This window comes from Pseudomonas sp. MYb2, from assembly GCF_002979955.1.
Classification (GTDB): domain Bacteria; phylum Pseudomonadota; class Gammaproteobacteria; order Pseudomonadales; family Pseudomonadaceae; genus Aquipseudomonas.
The window spans coordinates 66,704-87,923 of sequence record NZ_PCQC01000005.1; the positions used below are offsets into that span (position 1 = coordinate 66,704).

At 59.7% G+C, this 21,220-nt stretch carries 21 protein-coding genes; 9 read left to right on the forward strand and 12 right to left on the reverse strand.

Annotation, left to right across the window (positions count from 1 at the left end):
- Positions 1-14: 14 nt before the first annotated feature.
- From CQ009_RS09685 to CQ009_RS09695, 3 genes are all read right to left on the reverse strand, one after another.
- Entirely contained in the window at positions 15-893 is an 879-nt protein-coding gene (locus CQ009_RS09685) for a triacylglycerol lipase (protein ID WP_105705838.1), read from the reverse strand.
- Positions 894-984: 91 nt separating this feature from the next.
- Positions 985-1,290 (reverse strand): multidrug efflux SMR transporter, encoded by a 306-nt coding sequence (locus CQ009_RS09690; RefSeq protein ID WP_064388685.1) that lies wholly within the window; start codon positions 1,288-1,290, stop codon positions 985-987.
- Positions 1,291-1,929 carry an FMN-dependent NADH-azoreductase gene (locus tag CQ009_RS09695; RefSeq protein WP_105705842.1) on the reverse strand — a complete coding sequence of 213 codons (639 nt, stop codon included), beginning with the start codon at positions 1,927-1,929 and terminating at the stop codon, positions 1,291-1,293. It lies immediately after the preceding gene.
- A gap of 108 nt (positions 1,930-2,037) precedes the next feature.
- Between CQ009_RS09695 and CQ009_RS09700 the strand changes: the two genes are divergently transcribed.
- Together CQ009_RS09700 and CQ009_RS09705 are read left to right on the forward strand one after the other, a co-directional pair.
- The gene (locus tag CQ009_RS09700) at positions 2,038-2,985 is read left to right on the forward strand and encodes a LysR substrate-binding domain-containing protein (RefSeq protein WP_177430976.1); all 948 of its coding nucleotides are present in this window, start codon (positions 2,038-2,040) and stop codon (positions 2,983-2,985) included.
- Positions 2,986-3,083: 98 nt separating this feature from the next.
- A complete protein-coding gene (locus tag CQ009_RS09705; RefSeq protein WP_034151608.1) occupies positions 3,084-3,617 on the forward strand; it encodes a bacterioferritin in 534 nt (177 codons plus the stop codon).
- 93 nt (positions 3,618-3,710) lie between these two features.
- Here CQ009_RS09705 and CQ009_RS09710 read toward each other — a convergent pair whose 3' ends face one another.
- Positions 3,711-5,786: an AsmA family protein gene (locus CQ009_RS09710; protein ID WP_105705849.1), complete on the reverse strand. Its 2,076-nt coding sequence runs from the start codon at positions 5,784-5,786 to the stop codon at positions 3,711-3,713.
- A gap of 385 nt (positions 5,787-6,171) precedes the next feature.
- Here CQ009_RS09710 and CQ009_RS09715 point away from each other — a divergent pair, with 385 nt between their 5' ends.
- The 7 genes from CQ009_RS09715 (at position 6,172) to CQ009_RS09745 (ending at position 11,481) form a co-directional block, all read left to right on the forward strand.
- The gene (locus CQ009_RS09715; protein WP_105705851.1) at positions 6,172-6,678 is read left to right on the forward strand and encodes a hypothetical protein; all 507 of its coding nucleotides are present in this window, start codon (positions 6,172-6,174) and stop codon (positions 6,676-6,678) included.
- Between the two features lie 155 nt (positions 6,679-6,833).
- Positions 6,834-7,466 carry a TetR family transcriptional regulator gene (locus CQ009_RS09720; protein WP_064117221.1) on the forward strand — a complete coding sequence of 211 codons (633 nt, stop codon included), beginning with the start codon at positions 6,834-6,836 and terminating at the stop codon, positions 7,464-7,466.
- Between the two features lie 301 nt (positions 7,467-7,767).
- Positions 7,768-8,268: an urease accessory protein UreE gene (gene ureE / locus CQ009_RS09725; RefSeq protein ID WP_064388675.1), complete on the forward strand. Its 501-nt coding sequence runs from the start codon at positions 7,768-7,770 to the stop codon at positions 8,266-8,268.
- Positions 8,265-8,939, forward strand: coding sequence for an urease accessory protein UreF (locus CQ009_RS09730; protein ID WP_105705853.1), 675 nt, complete (start codon positions 8,265-8,267; stop codon positions 8,937-8,939). Before ureE ends, CQ009_RS09730 begins: the two co-directional genes overlap by 4 nt.
- A gap of 11 nt (positions 8,940-8,950) precedes the next feature.
- Positions 8,951-9,565, forward strand: a complete 615-nt coding sequence (gene ureG, locus CQ009_RS09735) for an urease accessory protein UreG (RefSeq protein WP_007915910.1) — start codon at positions 8,951-8,953, stop codon at positions 9,563-9,565.
- A 27-nt stretch (positions 9,566-9,592) separates the two neighbouring features.
- On the forward strand, positions 9,593-10,165 hold the full coding sequence (locus tag CQ009_RS09740) for a HupE/UreJ family protein (RefSeq protein WP_105705855.1): 573 nt from the start codon (positions 9,593-9,595) through the stop codon (positions 10,163-10,165).
- Between the two features lie 182 nt (positions 10,166-10,347).
- Positions 10,348-11,481, forward strand: a complete 1,134-nt coding sequence (locus CQ009_RS09745; protein ID WP_105705857.1) for an AGE family epimerase/isomerase — start codon at positions 10,348-10,350, stop codon at positions 11,479-11,481.
- Positions 11,482-11,603: 122 nt separating this feature from the next.
- Here CQ009_RS09745 and CQ009_RS09750 read toward each other — a convergent pair whose 3' ends face one another.
- From CQ009_RS09750 to CQ009_RS09790, 8 genes are all read right to left on the reverse strand, one after another.
- The gene (locus CQ009_RS09750; RefSeq protein ID WP_105705859.1) at positions 11,604-12,509 is read right to left on the reverse strand and encodes a cation diffusion facilitator family transporter; all 906 of its coding nucleotides are present in this window, start codon (positions 12,507-12,509) and stop codon (positions 11,604-11,606) included.
- 174 nt (positions 12,510-12,683) lie between these two features.
- A complete protein-coding gene (locus CQ009_RS09755) occupies positions 12,684-13,448 on the reverse strand; it encodes an SDR family oxidoreductase (protein ID WP_007915905.1) in 765 nt (254 codons plus the stop codon).
- A gap of 839 nt (positions 13,449-14,287) precedes the next feature.
- On the reverse strand, positions 14,288-15,004 hold the full coding sequence (locus CQ009_RS09765; RefSeq protein WP_064388664.1) for an ABC transporter ATP-binding protein: 717 nt from the start codon (positions 15,002-15,004) through the stop codon (positions 14,288-14,290).
- Complete coding sequence (locus CQ009_RS09770; protein WP_016985385.1) at positions 15,001-15,873, reverse strand: ABC transporter ATP-binding protein; 873 nt, start codon at positions 15,871-15,873, stop codon at positions 15,001-15,003. The genes CQ009_RS09765 and CQ009_RS09770 overlap by 4 nt, the downstream gene beginning before the upstream one ends.
- Positions 15,870-17,171 carry a high-affinity branched-chain amino acid ABC transporter permease LivM gene (livM, locus tag CQ009_RS09775; protein WP_064388662.1) on the reverse strand — a complete coding sequence of 434 codons (1,302 nt, stop codon included), beginning with the start codon at positions 17,169-17,171 and terminating at the stop codon, positions 15,870-15,872. The genes CQ009_RS09770 and livM overlap by 4 nt, the downstream gene beginning before the upstream one ends.
- A 3-nt stretch (positions 17,172-17,174) precedes the next feature.
- Positions 17,175-18,089, reverse strand: coding sequence for a branched-chain amino acid ABC transporter permease (locus CQ009_RS09780; protein WP_064388660.1), 915 nt, complete (start codon positions 18,087-18,089; stop codon positions 17,175-17,177).
- A 240-nt stretch (positions 18,090-18,329) separates the two neighbouring features.
- Positions 18,330-19,463 carry an ABC transporter substrate-binding protein gene (locus CQ009_RS09785; RefSeq protein ID WP_007915892.1) on the reverse strand — a complete coding sequence of 378 codons (1,134 nt, stop codon included), beginning with the start codon at positions 19,461-19,463 and terminating at the stop codon, positions 18,330-18,332.
- A 368-nt stretch (positions 19,464-19,831) separates the two neighbouring features.
- Positions 19,832-21,115, reverse strand: coding sequence for an FAD-binding oxidoreductase (locus CQ009_RS09790; protein ID WP_064388658.1), 1,284 nt, complete (start codon positions 21,113-21,115; stop codon positions 19,832-19,834).
- Between the last annotated feature and the right edge of the window lie 105 nt (positions 21,116-21,220).

Consider the following 21,220-nt stretch of genomic DNA (forward strand, 5'->3'; position numbering starts at 1 on the left):
GCGATCTTTTGATCCTAAAGGCCTGCAGCCGCAAGCCGCGCGGCATGCTCGACAAACAGCCGCACCGGATCCGCACCCTTGCCAACCAGCCCCAGCGACTGGTTGACGATGTCGAAGTGATCCAGCGGATAGTCATCGCCAATCACCGTGCCCAGATGCGAGCTATACCGCCCGACCATCCCATCGCACTGCCCCGGCTCACGCACGAAGGTTTTCGCAAACAAGCGACAACTGCGATTGGTCCCATCAAACAAATTCCCGCCGCGATCAGTCTTGCCCGGCTGCAACGTCCCCGACCACGAGTAATAACGCACGCCGTTAACCTCTTCCGGCCCGTGCCCGCCCCACGTCTCGGGCAGGCCCTGTGGATAACGCTGATTGAACAGGGCCACGCCCTCTGTCGTCAGCGATTGGTGCGAGGCGTGGATATCCACCGGCAATTTCGGCCCGCGATAACCGGTCTCCAAAACAGCCATCAACCACCCGACCAACCTTAGCAACACCTCAAGCAGCCGTCCCTTGGCGCTGTTGGCCGGATAATTTTTTTCCAGATAATCGGCCAGCTCGGAGCCATGATTGGGCCCGGCCACCGACGTGACGGACGCCACCAGATCCGGCCGTTTCGCCGCCGCATAGCGCGCCGTCAGCGAGCCCTGACTGTGGCCGAACAGGTTGACCTTTTGCGCCCCGGTCTCACGCAATATCTCATCGATGCGTGCGAGCAACTGTTCGCCGCGCACCTCAGTCGAGTTGAGCGGCGATACCTGCACCGCAATCACTGTCGCACCACCACGGCGCAACGCGCCGATGATGCCGTACCAGTACGGATAAAGAACCAGCCGGATAAACCCGAGCATGCCGGGCACCAGCACCAATGGATAACGCGTCGACATGGGCAAACATCCTTGTGTTCGGTGAGTGGATGCAAGGCGTGCAAAACGCCCGCCAAGCCTCCTCCATGATCATGACAACTCGACCATCAGCCTACTTCAGGCCCACCACCCCCGCCACAATCAGCCCGACCGAAACCAGTTTGACCAGGGTCAGGCTCTCGCCGAGCAGGGCAAAACCGAGAAACACCGTGCCCAGAGAGCCAATCGCCGTCCAGATCGGGTAGGCAATGCTCACCGGCAATTCACGCATCGCCAGGGTCAGAAAATAAATCCCGCCGACCGCCGCGACCACGGTGATCAACGACGGCCACAGTCGGGTGAAACCTTCGGCGTACTTCATGCCCATGGCGAAGGTCACTTCAAAACCGGCGGCGATCAGCAGGAACATCCAGGCCATTTAGAACACCCGGGCGAGATCGAGCAAACGCTGCTCGGCCTCGGCCACCGACACCGCGAAGGTGCGTTCGGCGGACTCTTCGCCTTCGGCCGCGACCACGCTGACGTCGTTGATGCCGATGAAACCCAGCGCCGTGCGCAGCCATGGATCGGCATGATTCAAAGCCTCCAGCTCGCCGCCCGGACCAAAACCGAAGCCGCCGCGACTGGTCACGATCAAGGCTTTCTTGCCCTGCAGCAAAGACGTGTATTGAGCAACGCCATTGTCCAGCGTGTGATCGAAGGTCAGGCCCAGGCGTACGATCTGATCGACCCAGGCCTTGAGACCGCTGGGCACGCTGAAGTTGTACATCGGCGTGGAAATCAGCAGCAGGTCGTGATCGAACAACTCGCCGACCAGTTGATCGCTCAGGGCCAGATCGGCCTGCATCGACAGTGGTCGGGCCTCAGGCTGTGGATGAAACGCGGCAGCGACAAAGGCTTCGTTGACCGCCGGAATCAGCGCCCGCCCGACCTCGCGGCGAGTCACTTGCGCCTGCGGATGACGCACCTGCCAGGCACTGAGAAAATGTTCCGCCAAGCGCCGCGAGTGCGAACGGTCGCCACGGGGACTGGCGTGGATCGCAAGAATTTTGCTCATCTGAAACTCCTTGAGGCTAGACTTTGATTGCTGTGTCGCTGCAGATTGCAGGCAGCACACCATTGCCTCAAATGAGCAAAAATCAGTCGGGATGAATTCATTTCATCCATGGAGTTTTTAATGTTTGCCTCGCTGCCACTCACCGCCCTGCGCGCCTTTGAATCGGCATCACGACTGCTCAGTTTCAAGGCTGCCGCCGAAGAGCTGTCAGTCACGCCCACGGCGATTTCGCATCAAATTCGCTCGCTGGAAGACTGGCTTGGCGTTGCATTGTTCGAACGCCTGCCGCGCCAGGTGCGCCTGACCGAGGGCGGCGAGCGCCTGTTCCGCAGTCTGCACGGTGCCTTGCTGGAGGTGGCGCAAAGCGTCGACACCCTGCGCCCGCAGCGCAACGCCAGCACGCTGACGCTATCGACCACCGCCGCCTTCGCCGCGCTGTGGCTGGTACCGCGCCTCGGGCGCTTTTATGCCCGGCACCCGAACATCAACGTACGCCTCGATACTCACTGTGAAGTCATCGATCTGCATCAGGACGCCAGCGTCGATCTGGTGTTGCGCTACAGCCTCGACGACTACCCGAACCTTTATGGCCTGTGCCTGTTCGATGAGTCGTTCGGGGTTTACGGCTCACCCGAGCAAGTGGCGCTGGCCGCGAGACGCACACCGACGTTGATCAGCGTGCGTTGGCACAACTCGAAGCTCTACGCCCATGGCTGGGAAGCGTGGTGCGCGAAGGCCAGCGCACACTGGCTGAACCAGCAACCGGCCATCCGCGAATACGATGAAGAGCATTACGCCCTGCAAGCGGCGATTGCCGGGCAAGGGCTGGTACTGGCGAGCAATATTCTGGTGTCACAGAGCGTTGCCAGTGGCTTGCTGGTGCCGTTCATGGGTCAGGTACAAGTCGATGGCGCCGGGTACAGCGCGTTGTGTGTACCGGGGCGCGAACGGCATCCGCCGGTGCGGGCGTTTTTTGCCTGGTTGCGCGAGGAAGCAGTTTTGTCCGGGCTGGCGCCAAGATCGCAGCCTTCGGCAGCTCCTACAGGGGTTGCGTAAACCGATAAAACTTTTTGCAACGCTCATGACTCACAGCTTAGGTACCGACCGCGTCCGCAGAACGTGGCGACAATCGGATTAGCCTCCAGGAGATCGAAATGAGCGACGACCTGCATCTGTCAGATGTTCAAACCCTGCGCGACCGTGCGCGCCAACACGTCGAGAACGGCGCCGTCACCGAGGGCTACAGCGCCGACCGTGAAGAGGTGCTGCGCTTGCTCAATGAATCGCTGGCCACTGAACTGGTCTGCGTGCTGCGCTACAAACGCCACTACTTCATGGCCAATGGCGTGAAAGCCCATGTGGCCGCCGAAGAGTTTCTCGAGCATGCTACCCAGGAAGCCCAGCACGCCGACCGCCTGGCCGAGCGCATTGTGCAATTGGGCGGCGAGCCTGAGTTCAACCCCGACCTGCTGTCGAAGATGTCCCACGCGCAATACGTGGCCGGCAATACCCTGAAAGAGATGGTCTACGAGGACTTGGTGGCCGAGCGCATCGCCATCGACAGCTATCGCGAGATCATTCAGTACATCGGCGAGAAAGACCCGACTACGCGGCGTATCTTTGAAGATATCCTCGCGCAGGAAGAAGAGCATGCCGATGACATGGCTGACATCCTGAACGACCTCTAACCCCTATCGCGAGCAGGCTCACTCCTACATTTGGAATGCGTTCCCATGTAGGAGTGAGCCTGCTCGCGATGGCGTCTTTATAAGCGCTGAAGATTACTTGGTAGGTTTAACGGTAACCGGCGCCTTGCCCGCCTTCATCTGCTCCAGCAACGGCGCACACTGATTCGGCTCACCGCCACTCGGCGCCACCAGCGCCAACAGCCCCGCCGCTGGCGCCGCAATCACGCCCAACGCCACCATCCCCGCCCCGCGCAACATCAGCGGCACAGCCTTCACACCCGCGTCCGGCTTGATGAACTTGCCGCGCACGTACAGCGGCGAGCGCAGGGAAATCAAACGCCAGCCCTTGGATTCCGGCGTCACGGTCAGATCCAGCTGCTCAGTGGCCATGTTCGCCGTGCCGTCGATATAGATGATCGCGTTCTCGGTATCGAAGACAAACAGCTGCGTGGTCGCCAGACCGGTTTTGATGTCGAAGTCCGCCGCCGCGCAGTTGATCTTCACTTCCTTGTCGCCAAAGATCTTGCCGACCACGTAATTGCCGACGTTGAGCCCGGCCAGTTCCATCAGCTCACGGCTGATCGCGCCGTCGTTGATCAACATCTTCAATTTGCCATTGGCGCCGCCCAGCAGCTTGGCGACCGAGTTGCCACGCCCAGTGATATCGGCGTCGCCATTAAGCTCGCCGAAACTGGTTTTCATCGGTTCGAAGGTCGGGAACAGCTCCTTGAGTTTGAAGCGGCGCGCCGTCAATTTGGCCCGGCCTTCCAGCGGTTCGGTGCGGCCGTTGAGGCGGATCTGCGCATCGAGATTGCCGCCCGCCACGCCGAAACGCAGTGGCTCGAGGCTAAGTTCGCCGTCGTTGAGTTTCAGATGGGTATAGAGGTCGTTGAACGGCAGCTTCTCGCTGTGGACGATGCGCTTGCCGGTGAACTCGACATCAGCGTCCATTGCGCGCCAGCGGTCGGTCTTGAACTCCTCCACTGGCAGCACTTTATCGGCCGGCTGTTTGCTCTCGCCGCCGCGGGCCTTTTGCTTGTCATTGGAGTCGGCGCCGATCAGTGGCGCGAGGTCGGCGAACAGCAGTTGATTGGAGAGCAGCGCGCCGCTGAGCTTTGGCCGTGGCTGACTGGCGACGTAGGTCAGGTCGCCATGGATATCACTGCTGCCGATCTTGCCGTTGAACTGCTCATAGGTGAATTTCGCGCCGGCCGCGTCATGCAGCTTGGCGATCAAATGGCCGTCGGTGGAGTACGGCGGTGTATCGGGCAGGGTCACACCGGTTAGCGGATAGAGATTGCCGAGGCTGGCGCCGGCCAGTTTCAGGCGCAGATCGAGGGCGCCAAGGTTAAGCGGGTCGGTCAGCGTGCCGGCCAGTTTGATGCTGGTGTCGCCAATCTTCGCCTGGGCCTGCAACGGGAACGGCTTGCTCGCGTCCTGCAATGCCAGCAGCCCGCCGATCTTGCCTTGGCCGGTGAGGTTCTGAGCGTGGTATTGGCCTTTGACCTTCAGCGCAAACGCATAATCCTGCGGTGCACCGCCCTTGTCCTGCGCGGTTTTCGCCGCTTTGGCACCGACGATGTCGCTGTACGGAATCGGCTTGCCCAGTGGATCGATCAAGACATCAAGGTTGGTCTTGAGCGTCTGATCGTCAAGGGTAACGTGGCCCTTATCGAACCCGATGGCGCCGATGTCGACCACCCAGTTCGACGGCTCGGCGTTCGGATCCTTCGGATCGAACTTGAACGTCCAGTTGGCACGGCCGTCGGCCAGACGCTGCAACTCGGCGTTGGGTTCGGTCAGGTCAATACGCGGGATCACCACGCGTTGCGCCAGCAGCGCCAGAGGCGAGATGCGCAGTTCAACGCGTTTGAGTGTGACCATCTGCGGTTGCTTCGACCAGTCCGGGTTGCCCAGGCTCAAATCCTCAGCGACCACGTGCGGCCACGGCACCCACGCGCGCCAGCCGCCCTCGTCCGGCTCGCGCTGCCAGATCACCGCGAGGTTGCCATTGATGGCAAACGGTCGGTGCAGTTCTTCCGAGACTTTGGCGTTGAGCGGCGGTTTGATCCGGTTCCAGTCGAAGAACACGATGATCAACACCAGCACGGCCAGTAGCAGCACGAGGATGGCGAAGGTCCAGCTGAAGATTTTTCCAGTGCGCGTCATGCACAAAGCTCCTGATCACGACCGCACGCAAAGACTGCGGCGCACGGCTGAAACGGCGGGCCAAAGCGGCCCTCATGAAATCTACGACTGGCAAACCAGCCGCAGGTTTAATCGAAAGGTCGATTAAGGCGCAAAAAGTCGCGCGAATTCTGACCGATCAGTCGAACAGTGTTACCGCGACCCGCACTTTTGCGAGGCGCGAGTGAGTCGGAAATACCCACCCCGGTGCAAAACCGTCGTCCGGAAAAGCCCGATCTAGAGCCTCCGGGCAGAACAATCAATTCTGTTGATTATTACCATTGCGTTTATGAACTTTTATATCGACTTATCGAGAGTAGCATTGCCCTCGTACCCACTTTATCGCCCTCCCAAGGAGCAACCCATCATGAAACGCCAATTACTGCTCAGCCTTACCCTGTCGATGCTAGCCAGCACTGCTTTCGCCCTGCCCGCTGCCGACCAAGCCACTCCGCAAGTGAAATCCAGCCACTCGGTATTCAGCCAAACCGTAGCTGCTGACGGCGGCGACCGCACTCCACAGGGCCAGACCCTGGCTGAAAACGGCCGCAACCGCCTGGAAGAAAAAGGCCTGGTGCAAGATGGCTATGACAAGACTCCACAAGGTCAGACCGTAGCCGAAGGTGGCCGTGATCGCCTCGAAGAGAAAGGTCTGGTGCAAGACGGTTCCGATCGCACTCCACAGGGTCAAACCCTCGCGTCTGATGGCAGCGACCGTACACCACAAGGTCAAACCCTGGCTTCCGATGGCAGCGACCGTACACCACAAGGCCAAACCCTGGCTTCCGATGGTAGCGACCGCACTCCCCAAGGCCAGACCCTCGCTGAAGGCGGCGGTGATCGTGTGATCGAACGCAACAGCGCTTTGAGCTAAGCCCATGGCGGCCTCGAAAAAAAGCCCAATCACCCGATTGGGCTTTTGACTTTTCAACCCCGCTGAAATCCTCCCCCGTATCTCCTCCCGTTCGACGCCGACAAAGCCGATTTGCTAGAGTGCCGCGCTTGTCCTGCCGAAAGACACACCCTGCGATGCTGCCCCGCGCCGAACAGAAACAACAGACCCGCAACGCCCTCATGGACGCTGCCCGCCACTTGATGGAAAGCGGCCGAGGATTCGGCAGCCTGAGCCTGCGTGAAGTGACGAAAACCGCCGGCATCGTGCCGACCGGTTTCTACCGGCACTTTGCCGATATGGACGAACTGGGCCTGGTGCTGGTCAGTGAAGTCGGCCAGACCTTCCGCGAAACCATCCGTCTGGTGCGGCACAACGAATTCGTCATGGGCGGCATCATCGATGCGTCCGTGCGGATCTTCCTCGACGTGGTCAGCGCCAACCGTTCGCAATTCCTGTTTCTCGCTCGCGAGCAATACGGCGGTTCGCTGCCGGTGCGTCAGGCCATTGGTCGCCTGCGCGAGAACATCAGCTCCGACCTGGCTTCTGACCTGACGATGATGCCCAAGCTGCAGCATCTGGATGCCGCAGGCCTGAGCGTAATGGCTGACCTGATCGTCAAATCGGTATTCGCCACCCTCCCCGACATCATCGATCCGCCCGCCGAAGCCCTGCCGGAGCATCTGACGCCACAGGCGAAGATCACCCAGCAGTTGCGCTTCATCTTTATCGGGCTCAAGCACTGGCAAGGGCTGGGCAGTACCGAGTAACACCCCTCTTCCTTACTGATACATCCGGTCCCCTGTAGGCCTTCGCCTGCTCGCGATTGCGGTTTATCAGCTACATATTTGCTGACTGACACTCCGCTATCGCGAGCAGGCTCACTCCTACAAAGGTGCGGCGTCACAGCCTCCATTTGGTGCATTAAAAAATCTTCACGCACCAAAACCTTCCATAATCCCGCAACATCTTGAAACATCCACTACGCTCCGACAGGGATTTCCTACATCTCGTCCGATTGGCAAGGCCCTTGCTCTAGCCAGAGTATTGTCCATAGCTGGAAGCTTTCCGATGCTGGTGATTCACCGCAGAACCGACCCTCAACCCGTCTGGGCCGCCGAGTTGCACCTGACCTTCGAAGCGCGGAGCAAAAGCCGTCTGCGCTGTTTCAGTGCCGAAGGCGAAGACGTCGGGTTGTTTTTGGAGCGCGGTCAGCCGCCGCTGTATGACGGCGAATGCCTACAGGCTGAAGACGGCCGAATTGTCCGCGTCTGCGCCCGCCCTGAGCAATTGCTGCACGTCACCTGCGCCAATGCTTTCGAGCTGACTCGTGCGGCTTATCACTTGGGTAATCGCCACGTCGCCCTGCAAGTCGGCGATGGCTGGCTGCGTCTGCTCGACGATTACGTGCTCAAAGCCATGCTCGAACAGCTCGGCGCACAGGTCGTAGCCATCGAGGCACCGTTCCAGCCGGAACACGGCGCCTATGGCGGCGGCCATCACCACTCACGCCACGGCGACGAAGACTTCAACTACGCGCCGAAACTCCATCAGTTCGGCGTACGCCTGTGAATCCGGCCTGGGCGCTACTGCGCCTGGCCAGTCCGCAATTGCCGATTGGCGGCTACAGCTATTCGCAAGGCCTGGAAATGGCTGTGGATAATGGCCGCGTCGATAACCCGCAAAGCGCCCGGCGCTGGATCAGCGATCAATTGCTGCTCAACCTCGCCCGCTTCGAGGCGCCGCTGCTGCTCGCGCATTGCCAAGCGGCGGCGGATGAACAATGGGCGGAGTTGCTGAGCCTCTGCGAAAGCCATCGCGCCAGTCGCGAGACCCGCGAGTTGCATCTGGAGAGCCGGCAGATGGGCTATTCGTTGCAGCAACTGCTCAACGGCCTACCGGAACTCGACGCGCCCGCCCGCGATTTTCTCGATCAATGCCGCGAACCGCATTTGGCCTTGTGCTGGGCGCTGGCCGCGCGCGCCTGGGGCATCAGCCCGCAGGACGCCCTCGCCGCGTGGCTGTGGAGCTGGCTGGAAAACCAGCTCGCCGTCTTGATGAAAACCCTGCCGCTGGGCCAGCAAGCCGCCCAGCGCCTGACCAGCGAATTGCTGCCGCTGCTGCAACAAGCACAGCAGGACGCCAGCCGAATCAATCCCGACCACATGGGCAGCGCCGCGTTCGGCCTGTCCCTGGCGTGCATGGCCCACGAGCGCCAGTACAGCCGCCTCTTCCGTTCTTAGGAGAAACAACCATGAACACACAACCTCTGCGCGTCGGCATCGGCGGCCCGGTCGGTTCCGGCAAAACCGCTTTGACCCTGGCCCTGTGCCTGGCCTTGCGCGAGCGCTACAACCTTGCCGTGGTGACCAACGACATCTACACCCGCGAAGACGCCGATTTCCTCGTGCGCAACGAAGCCCTCGCACCGGAGCGGATCATCGGCGTGGAAACCGGCGGCTGCCCGCACACGGCGATCCGCGAAGACGCCTCGATCAACCTGGAAGCGGTCGATCAACTGAACCGGCGTTTTCCGGGGCTGGATTTGATTCTGGTGGAGTCCGGTGGCGACAACCTCTCAGCGACCTTCAGCCCCGAACTGTCCGACCTGACCATCTACGTGATTGACGTTTCGGCCGGCGACAAGCTGCCACGCAAGGGCGGGCCGGGGATCTGCAAGTCCGACCTGCTGGTGATCAACAAGATCGACCTCGCGCCGCTGGTTGGCGCTTCGCTGGAAATGATGGACAGCGACACAAAGCGCATGCGCAACGGCAAGCCGTTCGTCTTCAGCAACCAGAAAACCGGTCAGGGCCTTGAGCAAATCATCGCCTTCATCGAACGCCAGGGCCTGCTGACTGCAGCCTGATTCACTTTTCAACAAGGAAGCTTATCCATGACACTCAAACGTATTCTTGGCGCCGTGGCGCTGCTGCTGACGCCAGCGCTGGCATTCGCTCACCCGGGGCATGGCGACAGTGGTTTGATCGCAGGCATCAGCCACCCGATCGGCGGCCTCGACCATTTGCTGGCGATGGTGGCTGTTGGCTTGTGGGCCGCGCAGCAGCAAGGTGCGGCGCGCTGGGCGCTACCGTGCACGTTTGTCGGCACCATGCTGATGGGCGGCCTGCTCGGGTTTGAAGGGCTGCAATTGCCGGCGCTGGAAAGCGGGATCGCTGCGTCGGTGCTGGCGTTGGGTCTGGCGGTAGCGCTGGCGGTGCGTCCGCCGTTGGTCATGGCGGTGGTGGCGACGGCGGTGTTTGCGTTGTTCCATGGTGTGGCGCATGGCTTGGAACTGCCGGACATGAGCAGTCCTTGGGCGTATGCGGCGGGTTTTGTGGCCGCGACAGCTGCGCTGCATGCGGCGGGTTATGCCGTGGTGCGTTTCCTGCCTCAGGCGGCGGCGCCGCTGGTGCGCTTGGCCGGAGCGGCTTCGGCAGTGACCGGGGCCTGGTTGCTGGCCGGCTGATCTTTTAGCGCCTGCACTGGCCTCTTCGCGAGCAGGCTCGCTCCCACAGGTTTTATGTACGCTGCAAATCCACTGTGGGAGCGAGCCTGCTCGCGAAGGCGGTCTGACAGACACCACATCGCTCAGGCCGGTCTCTCTGCTAACATGTCGCGCAATCGCCCCAGCCGTGACGACGTCCGCCCATGCCCCACGCTTCCCGCTCCACCTCCCTGCCCGAATTGACCGCCACGTTCGGCGCGGTGCAACAGCACTTCGTCAACGTCATAGTGCCGCTCTGGCAAGGCCCGGGCTGGAACGCTGACATGGCGCTGCCCTACGAGGCGCTGGACGCCGCGCATCAGCCCCTGCCCCCGCAACGCTATCGGGCGATGGCCTGCGCACGCCAGCTGTATCTGTTTTCCAGCCTGATCGGGGTTGTGGATAACGCTGAAGTGCGTGCGGCGGTGCTGTTCCGCTCCTTGCAACGGCACTTTCATGACGCCGAGCACGGCGGCTGGTTCTACAGCATCGATGCCCAAGGCAAGCCGCTGGATCAGCGCAAGGATCTCTACACCCACGCCTTTATCCTGTTCGCTTGCGCGCATTACTGGGCGAAGTCCGGCGATCCACTGGTCGAGTCGACTTTGAATGCGGCGCTGGAAATCATCGGCCGACGCTTTGCGACCGGCGATGGATTGTACGAAGCCTGCCTGGAGCGCGACTGGCTCACCCTGCAAACCGGGCCGCTGCAGAATCCGTTGATGCATCTGGCCGAAGCGTTCCTCGCCACCCTGGCGGTTCGCGAAGATGCCCAGACGCAGAAGGCATTGCTGGAGTTATGCACAGCCATGCACAAGCAGTTCGTCGATCCGCAATATGGCGTGTTGATGGAGAAGCCGCTCGGGGCTGTGGATAACTGGTATGAGCCGGGGCATCAGTTCGAATGGTATTTCCTGCTGGAATCGTCAGCGTTGCTGCGGGGTTCGAAACTGCACGCGGCGCTCGACCGGGCGTTTGCCTTCACCGAGCAATACGGTGTGGTGCAGCCATCCGGCGCGGTGCGCGCGATGCTCGATCTGGAAACGAACGGACGCCCGCGAGATTCGACTCAGCGGATCTGGGCGCAGGCAGAATACCTGCGGGCGCTGACGTTGCGTCAGGGCAGTGAAGCCGTAGTGCTGCACCAGTTGCAGGCGTTGCAGCAGCGGTTTCTGCATGCCGGTGGCTGGCATGAGTGCCGGGATGAATTGGGCGAGGTGAGTCGCAAGGACATGCCTTCTACCACGCCGTATCACTTGGCGACTTGTTACCACGGTCTGGCTGAATATCTTCGCTGATTTATAGATCGCTTTCGCGAGCAGGCTCGCTCCCACAGTTGATTTGTGCTGCTCACAAATAGTGTGTTCAACGCAATTCAATGTGGGAGCGAGCCTGCTCGCGAATGGCCGTTATAAGGTCTCTAGGCGATCCACTTCTTGTCACCGGTAAAGCTGATCGTCAACCAGCGCGCCGCATCCGGCTTGCCCAGCTTCGCCGAAATCTTTTCGCGTAACGCATCCAGCTGTCCGACATTGCTCAACGCATAATCCGCCGGCAACACCACATGAATCTCGATAAACCGCGCGCGACCGTGCTTCTGCACGTACGACACATAGTCGTCAAAACCATGCTCGGTTTTCGCCGCATCCATCACTTGGCGCACCTGATCATCCAGTGTGTCCGGCGCGATCCCCAGCACATCGCGTAAGGCCGGGCCAAGGATCTTGAACGCCGGTGGCAGCATGGTCAGCGCCAGTACAATCAGGATCAGCGGGTCGACATACACTGCCCACTGGCCATAACCCTGCGATTTCAACAGCAGCGCCGCGAGGAAGCTTATCAACAGGCCCACGGATAGCATCGCGTCCACCAGCCAGCTGATGTTGTCGAACTGGATCAGGCTGGATTTGAGCGTGCGGTTACGGTGCCGTACGTAGAAGAAGTAGGCGAATTCGACCACGGTAAACACCGCTGCATAAATGATCACCAGCCCCAACTCGATGTCGCGACCACCGTTGATGATGCCGAACACTCCGTTGAGAAACGCGTAGATCGCGATCAACATCAGGAAGCTGCCTTCGATCAGCAGCACCATCGGCTCCAGGTGCCAGAAACCGAACTGGAAACGGTGGTTGCTTTCCTTGGCGATCAGCTTGGCAGTGATCAGCATCAGGACTTTGATGAACGTTGCGATCAGCGAGAAAAAACCATCGAAAAGGATGGATTGGGAACCTGAAACAAAACCGGTGACAATCCCGGCAATCGCCACAGCCAACATCAGAATGGTCGATTGTTTGAGCAGTGCCTGCTCACCTCGGTTACTCACTTTGACTCCTCGAAAACCCTGAAAACCGCGGGGTGCGGTTGGGTTGTTGCGAGGGGAGTTTACCTTATCGCCCTGTTTTGGCCGATTTGCCTCCTTCGCGAGCAGGCTCGCTCCCACTTTGAAATGCATTCCAATGTGGGAGCGAGCCTGCTCGCGAAGAACGATGACGCGGTGTCAGGCCTTGTTACGCTCAATGGCAAAACCCGCCCAGGTCTGGCTCACCGGCATCAACTCCAGGCTGTTGATGTTGATGTGCGCCGGCGCATTCATCACCCAGAAAATCGTCTCGGCGATGTCCTGCGGCTGGATCGGCTCGGCACCGGCGTAAGTCGCGTTGTAGCGCTCCTGATCGCCAGCGAAACGCACCAGCGAGAATTCGCTTTCGCACAGGCCCGGCTCGATGTTGCTCACGCGTACACCGGTGCCCTGCAAGTCGCAGCGCAGGTTCAGCGAGAACTGTTTAACGAACGCTTTGGTCGCGCCATACACATGGCTGCCTGGATACGGATAGTTACCGGCGATGGAGCCGAGGTTGACGATGCCTGCGCCACGACCATGGGCGATCAGGCGCGGCAACAGCAAGCGCGTGGCGTACATCAGGCCTTTGACGTTGGTGTCGACCATGGTGTCCCAATCGTCCAGGTCGCATTTCGGCGCAGGATCAACGCCCAGTGCTAAACCTGCGTTGTTGATCAGTCCGCGCAGCTTGGCGAACGACGGCGGCAGGTTGGCAATCGCCTCTTCCATCGCCTTGCGATCACGCACGTCGAGCACCAGGCCGTGCACTTCGGTCTGCTTTGACAACTCGGCGCACAACGCATTGAGGCGTTCTTCACGACGGCCGGTCAGCACCAGTTTCCAGCCAGCCTCGGCAAAACGGCGGGCGCAGGCTTCACCAAATCCGGACGTCGCGCCGGTGATAAACAGGGTGTTGGACATCGTGTTCTCCTTGCTTCGGCCACCGCAGCAGCCCTTGGAATAGAAAATCAGCAGGCAGCATGCCCGCCCGCGCATTCACGGGCAACACCCACAAGCGGTACAAAAAATAACCAACTCTGTCGACGCCACAGCCCCCGTGGCCTGTAGCCATGTGCGCGCATGTTATCCACAGTCCCTTCCACAGTTTTCGGGGGCAAGTGCAAACGCGCAAAGCCGCGCCACACAAGGCTTTGCGGGCGAAATAGAAAGTTTTTTGCTTGACCCTGAAGTGGCGGATGTGCCGGACATGGCATTTTGCACGAAGGGACGTTCAGCACAGTGATTGCGCGAGGCCAGTAATTACGGCGCTCAGCGCGGTCTTTCCAGAGTTTAATCACAGACTTATCCACAGCCTTGACCATCTGGAACTGGCTGAGTGGCGATACCCAGAAAAAGGTTGACAACGACGTCTTCAGCTCCCGCAAAACCTCCTGATCAAAAAACAACCACACACTTGCAGGCCACGGTTTACAAGGCGCCCAGCCAGATACACCCACGTTATTCACAGCCAGCTCCACAGTAACCGGGGACAAGTCAAAACTGTGGAAAAACAGCCATTTGCAGCGTCTATATGTCGCGCTTTGGCAGCTTCGGGAATTTGTTTTCCACAATTCTGGAATTCGGCGCAGATCAACTGTAGGAGTGAGCCTGCTCGCGATAGCGGTGTATCAGTCACCGGTGATGGCGAATGGGAAACCGCGATCGCGAGCAGGCTCACTCCTACAGGGGTTTGCGGTGAATTTTGGATATAAAAAAGCCCCGGGACTTGCGTCGCCGGGGCTGTGCATAACGTGGAAGAATCAGTGCCCGCCCAGATAGGCGTTACGCACCTCCTCGTTCACCAGCAGTTCTTTGCCGGTGCCAGTCAGGCGAATCTCGCCGTTAACCATCACATACGCCCGATCCGACAGTTTCAGCGCATGGTTGGCGTTCTGCTCGACCAGGAAGATGGTCATGCCGGTTTTCGCCAGCTCCCGCAGGGTCGCGAAGATCTGCTTCACCACAATCGGCGCCAACCCGAGGCTCGGCTCATCAAGCAGCAACAGCTTCGGCCGGCTCATCAATGCGCGGGCAATGGCGAGCATTTGCTGCTCACCGCCAGACATGGTCATCGCCCGCTGGTTACGTCGCTCTTCAAGCCGTGGAAACAGCTCGAACATACGCTGCATATCCTCTTTGGCGTACTTGTCGCCAATCGGGATGGTGCCCATCAGCAGGTTTTCCTCGACGGTCATGTCAGGGAACACCCGCCGCCCTTCCGGCGACTGCGCAATGCCGTTGGAGGCGATGTAGTGCGAGGACTTGTGGGTGATGTCGACGCCTTGATAAAGGATCTGCCCGCCCGCCGCCCGTGGCTGGCCGAAGATCGACATCAGCAACGTCGATTTGCCGGCGCCGTTGGAGCCGATCAGGCTGACGGTTTCCCCTTCATTGATTTGCAGCGAAACACCTTTGAGCGCCTGGATCGGGCCGTAGAACACGTCGAGGTCTTTGAGTTCGAGGATCGGTTGCGTCATACCAGCTCCTCTTCGTCGGCGCCCAGGTAGGCGGCAATCACTTTCGGGTCGTTGCGAATGGCTTCAGGCCCGCCTTCGGCGATGACGATGCCGTGGTCCAGCACCACGATGTGGTCGGAAATACTCATAACCATGCCCATGTCGTGTTCGATCAGCACCACGGTCAGATCGTGCTCGTCGCGCAGCAGCCGGATCATCGCGCTCAGCGCTTCGGTTTCCTGAGGATTGAGGCCGGCGGCCGGTTCGTCGAGGCAGATGATCTGCGGCCGCGTGCACATGGCCCGGGCGATCTCCAGACGGCGTTGCTGGCCGTACGAGAGCTCACCGGCGAGACGGTTGGCGCAGTCGACCAGATCGACCACTTCCAGCCAGTAGAACGCGCAGTCCAGCGCATCGCTTTCGGCCTTGCGATAGCCCTTGGTGTTGAGGATGCCGGCGAGCATGTTGCGGTTGACCCACATGTGCTGGGCCACCAGCAGGTTTTCCAGCACCGACATTTCCTTGAACAGGCGAATGTTCTGGAAGGTCCGCGCCAGGCCAGCACGGTTTACCAGGTGCGTACCGCCGAACATCTTGTAGTACATGCGGCTGAGGAAAGATTTCGGCGAGACGAAGTCGGTCGGTTTGAACGACTCGCCGAGCAACTGGATGACGTTGGTCTGCTGGCCGCGCACGTTGAGTTCGATCTTGCCGCCGGAAGCTTTATAGAAACCGGTCAGGCAATTGAACACCGTGGTCTTGCCGGCGCCGTTGGGGCCGATCAGGGCGAAGATCGAGTTGCGTTTGACCTTCAGGCTGACGTCGCTCAAGGCCTTGATGCCACCGAAATGCATCATCAGTTTTTCAACAGAGAGTACGACTTCACTCATGGCGCAGTCCTCTCATAGTGAATGGCACCTTTGCGTGGAGTGACCCCGGTACGGCTGATGCGGATCAGCCCGCGTGGTCGCCAGATCATCATCAAGACCATCAGGATGCCGAACAGCAATACGCGATATTCGGCGAAGCCGCGCAGCAGTTCCGGAGCGACGGTAAGCACGAACGCGGCGATTACCACACCGATGGTCGAGCCCATACCGCCAAGCACAACGATGGCGAGGATCAGCGCCGATTCGAAGAAGGTGAACGAGGTCGGGTTGACGAAGCCTTGGTAGGTCGCAAAAAACACACCGGCGAGGCCTGCGGTCGACGCACCGATGGTGAACGCCGAAAGCTTGACCAGCACGTGGTTAAGGCCCATCGAGCGGCAGGCAATTTCATCTTCCCGCAAGGCTTCCCAGGCGCGGCCCACCGGCATTTTCACCAGACGATGCTTGATGTACAGCACGGCCAATACCACCAGGAACAACACTGCGTAGATGAAGTAGTACTTCACATCCGGGTTGTAGGCGATACCGAAGAACTCATGGAACGGCACCCCGCCGTCCTTTGCCCGTTTGCCGAACTCCAGACCGAAAAACGTCGGCAGCGGTGCCGGCATACCGTTCGGGCCGCCCGTCAGCGACAACCAGTTGTTGAGGATCAGGCGAATGATTTCACCGAAGCCCAGGGTCACGATCGCCAGGTAGTCGCCGTGCAGACGCAACACCGGGAAACCGAGGATGCAACCGGCCAGCCCGGCCGTGATGGCTGCCAGCGGCAGCACTGTCCAGAAACCCAGACCGAGGTATTGATAACCGAGCGCCAGACCGTAGGCGCCGATGGCGTAGAACGCCACGTAACCAAGGTCGAGCAGACCGGCCAGACCGACCACGATGTTCAGCCCCAGCCCCAGCAACACGTAGATCAACCCGAGGATGACCACGCCCAGCAGATAGGAGTTGGAGACAAACGGAACAATGACGGCCAGCACAATCAGCAGCGGGATGATCCAGCGCAGCGAGGATTTATGATCGGCAGGCAACACATGCACACCGGAACCGGTGCTCTCGAATCCGTCGAGAATTTTCAGGCCTTTGGGCGTTTGCAGGAACAGGCTGAGGGCAAAGCGACCGAGCATGACAACGCCAATGATCCAGGCCACGCGGGTCGGTTCGAGGTTGAAGCTGTAACCCTCGAGCACGACGCCGACAATCGGGCCGAAAACAATCAGGGCAATCAGGCCGGCAAGAATCGCCTCAACCAGGCTTTTTTTGATATCGATGGATTTTTGAGTGGTTGAAGACATCGCTTACACCTTCGACACAAGAGGACGGCCCAACAGACCTTGTGGTCGGAAGACCAGAACAAGTACGAGCAGCGAGAAGCTGAACACGTCTTTGTAGTCGGAGTTGACCAGACCGGAGAACAGCGACTCGGAAATGCCGAGGATGATTCCGCCGAGCATCGCGCCAGGCAGCGAACCGATTCCGCCCAATACCGCTGCGGTAAATGCCTTGATGCCAATGATGAAGCCGGCATAGAAGTCGAAAGTGCCGTAGTTCATGGTGATCAGCACACCGGCCAGCGCCGCCATGGCTGCACCGATGATGAACACGTAGGAAATGACCCGGTCGGTGTTGATGCCGAGGATCGATGCCATCTTGCGGTCTTGCTGGGTCGCGCGACACATACGACCGAGCTTTGTGTACTTGATGATGTAGGTCAGCAGCCCCATGCCGACAAACGCGGCCACCAGAATAAAGACTTTGGTGTAGGTCAGTTGCACGAAACCGGTACCGATTTCGACACGCCATGCACCGGTCAGCAGGGTGGGTACGCCCTGTTGTTTGGCGCCTTGGGCGATCTGTGCATAGTTTTGCAGGATCAGGGAAATACCGATGGCGCTGATCAGCGGTGCCAGTCGGGTGGAGTTGCGCAGGGGTTTGTAAGCGACTCGCTCGATGACCCAGCCATACACCGCCGTAACGACGATGGTGAAGATCAGGGTGCCGAGCATCAGCAGCGGGAAGGATTCAATACCGAAGTAAGCCAGCAGAGCCAGACTGATTGCCGCCAGGTAAGCGGAAATCATGTAAACCTCGCCGTGGGCGAAGTTGATCATGCCGATGATGCCATAGACCATTGTGTAGCCGATGGCGATCAGGCCATAGACCGACCCGAGGGTCAGGCCGTTGACCAGTTGCTGCAGGAAAATACCATCCATAACGCAATCTCACGCAGTGAGAACCTGCACGCCTGTGGACGTGCGGCTCTTCTAAGGAAAATACAGATTTACGTCGGAGCAATGTCAGCCACGATTCACCCGTCACCACCGCCCCCTGTAGGAGTGAGCCTGCTCGCGATAGCGGATTAACACTCAACACATGTGTTGCCTGTAACTCCGTCATCGCGAGCAGGCTCACTCCTACAAAGGAACCGTGGGATCAACTGATCGCGTCAGCCCTTACTTCTGTTTTTCCAGCTGGTGATATTTGCCGTCCTTGTCCCACTGGTAAACCACGTAGTCGGAGACTTTCAGGTCGCCCTTGGAGTCCCAGGTTTTTTCACCCATGACGGTTTTCACCGGATTTTTCTTCAGCCAGGCCGCAGCCTCTTCACCCTTGTTGGACTTCGCGCCATTGAAGGCAGCAGCCAGGGTCTGCACCGAAGCGTAGGCGTACAGGGTGTAGCCCTCAGGTTCGGTACCGGCCTTGCGGAAAGCATCTACCACGGTCTTGCTGTCTGGCAGCAGGCGTGGGTCGGCGCCGAAGGTCATCAGTACGCCGTCGACGAATTGCGGGCCACCGGCGGTGGTCACCAGTTCGTCAGTCACGATGCCGTCATCGGACATGAACTTGACGTCTTTCAGGCCTTGTTCACGCAGTTGGCGAACCAGCGGGCCGGCCTCCGGGTGCAGACCGCCGAAGTAGACGACGTCGGCGCCGGCGCCACGGATCTTGGTGACGATGGTGCTGAAGTCTTTTTCACCACGGGTCAGGCCTTCGTACAACACGGGCGTTACGCCGCGCTTGACCAGTTGTGCCTTGGTGGCATCCGCCAGGCCTTGGCCGTAGGTGTCCTTGTCATGCAGCACGACGACTTTCTTGCCCTTGAGCACATCAACGATGTAGTCGCCGGCAACGATGCCCTGTTGGTCGTCACGCCCGCACATACGGAACATGGCGCTGAGACCGCGCTCGGTGACTTGCGGGTTGGTCGAACCCGGGGTGATCGCGATGATCCCGGCTTCGTCGTAGATTTCCGACGCTGGAATGGTCGAAGAGGAGCAGAAGTGACCGACCACGCCGGCGACTTTCTGGTTGGTGAGGTCCTTGGCGACCGTCACGGCCTGCTTCGGTTCGCAGGCGTCATCGCCTTTGACCAGAACGATTTTCTCCCCGTTGACGCCACCTGCCGCGTTGACTGCGTCAGCTGCCGCCTGTGCACCCTTCATGTACTGCTCGCCAAATGCCGCGTTGGCGCCCGTCATCGGACCCGCTACACCGATTTTCACATCAGCTTGAGCAAACGCAGAAACACCCAACGCAGTAGCCACTGCGAGGGCCAGAAAGCCTTTCTTGTAAAACGTCTGGGACATGAGGTGGTGCTCCAAGGTTTTTTTTAGTTGGCACTGCGACTTCACTTCACTGAATGCTCAGAGCAAGGGCCGTGCCATCGGTTTTTTATTCTTCAAAAAGTCGCTGCTTTCTTGTTATTTCGACTGTTTCGTTCCCATTTTCATTGGGCGTGCAACCGTCTAAACCGCGGAAGGTGAAACCATTTATTTTTTCAGGCGCAACCCGCACGCGCCATCATTGCAACCGCGGCGCCAAACAACGTGCAACCAGCCTGTAACAGCCCGCGTCACCGAACTGCACACTGCTGGTGCGGGACTGCTACAACCCGCACCATTACAGGCTAGTCGCTGCATCGAAAAGCGCTGCTTCCGGCAACATATTTCAACACTCAAATGACGATGCGCAGGCACTGGCCCGCGTGATACAGCGAGAACCCGGCCTCGTACAGGCAACTGCGCAAGCCCACGCCGGTCAAGGGCTGCATCGGTGCGAAAGGAATCGGCAGCGCCCCGGGATTACCGTTACACAGGTAATCGGCGAAGGCTTTGCCGACCACCGTGCCGGTAGTGACGCCCCGACCGTTGTAGCCCGTAACGGCAACCAGTCCGGGAGCAGGTTCAAACAAACGCATAAGGTGGTCGGGCGTAAACGCAATGCGCCCGGTCCAGGTGCATTCCCATTCAACCGGTTTCAAATTGGGGAAATAATGCTGCTGCACGCGGTCGGCCCAGGCCTTGAGAAACCATGCAGGTTTCTGATTGCCGTTACCCAGGCTGCCGAGCAACAAGCGTCCCTCTTTGTCGCGGCGGATGCTGCTCAAGACCTGACGGGTATCCCATGAACCCTGGCCGCCCGGGAGAATTTCCTGCGCGGCATCTTCGGTCAGCGGCACCGAAGCGACCTGATAGTAGTAACCGGGGAAGAAGTTGCGCTTGAGTTCGGTCCAGTCGCCTTCGGTGTAGGCATTGGAGGCGATGACCACTTGCCCGGCCAGTACCGAACCGTGCTCGGTCTGCACCGACCAGTTAGCGCCCTGACGCTCGAGGCGAGTGACCGGCGAATGATCGAACATTTTTCCGCCAAGACGGATCACTGCGTTGGCCAACCCGGTGACATACGCCATCGGATTGAGCGTACCGGCGCGACGATCGAGCAAAGCCGCAGCGATCTTTTGCGTGCCGGTGGCCTGTTCGCAGGCCTTGCCGGTCAACAGCTCGACCGGTGCACCACGACGTTTCCATTGTTGCTCGCGACTGCGCAGATCCGCCTCGCCCTTGGCGTTATGCGCCATATGCAGCGTGCCTTCGCGGCGTAACTGGCAATCGATGTTGTATTTATCCACAAGGCTGAACACCAGCGCCGGCGCGGCCCCGAGCATGCGGTTGAGCTGACTGCCGACCGCTTCACCGAAACCGGCCTCGATCTCGTCCGGCGGGATCCACATGCCGGCGTTGACCAGCCCGACGTTGCGCCCGGAACCGCCGTGACCGGCGCGATGGGCTTCCAGCACGCAGACGCTTTTGCCTTTTTCCAACAGGTGCAGCGCCGCCGACAACCCGGTGAACCCGGCGCCGATCACGCAGACATCGACTTTGACTTCGCCCTTGAGCGCGGTGTTATCCGGCCTTTGTGGCGTGAGTTTTTCCCACAGACATTCTTCGCGTAACGGCATTGCCAGACTCCAACAGAAACCTAACCAAATGCGCTTGTGGGGCCGCCAAAAGATCGCAGCCTTCGGCAGCTCCTACAAAACCGCAGCCTGGCGCCACCTATGTAG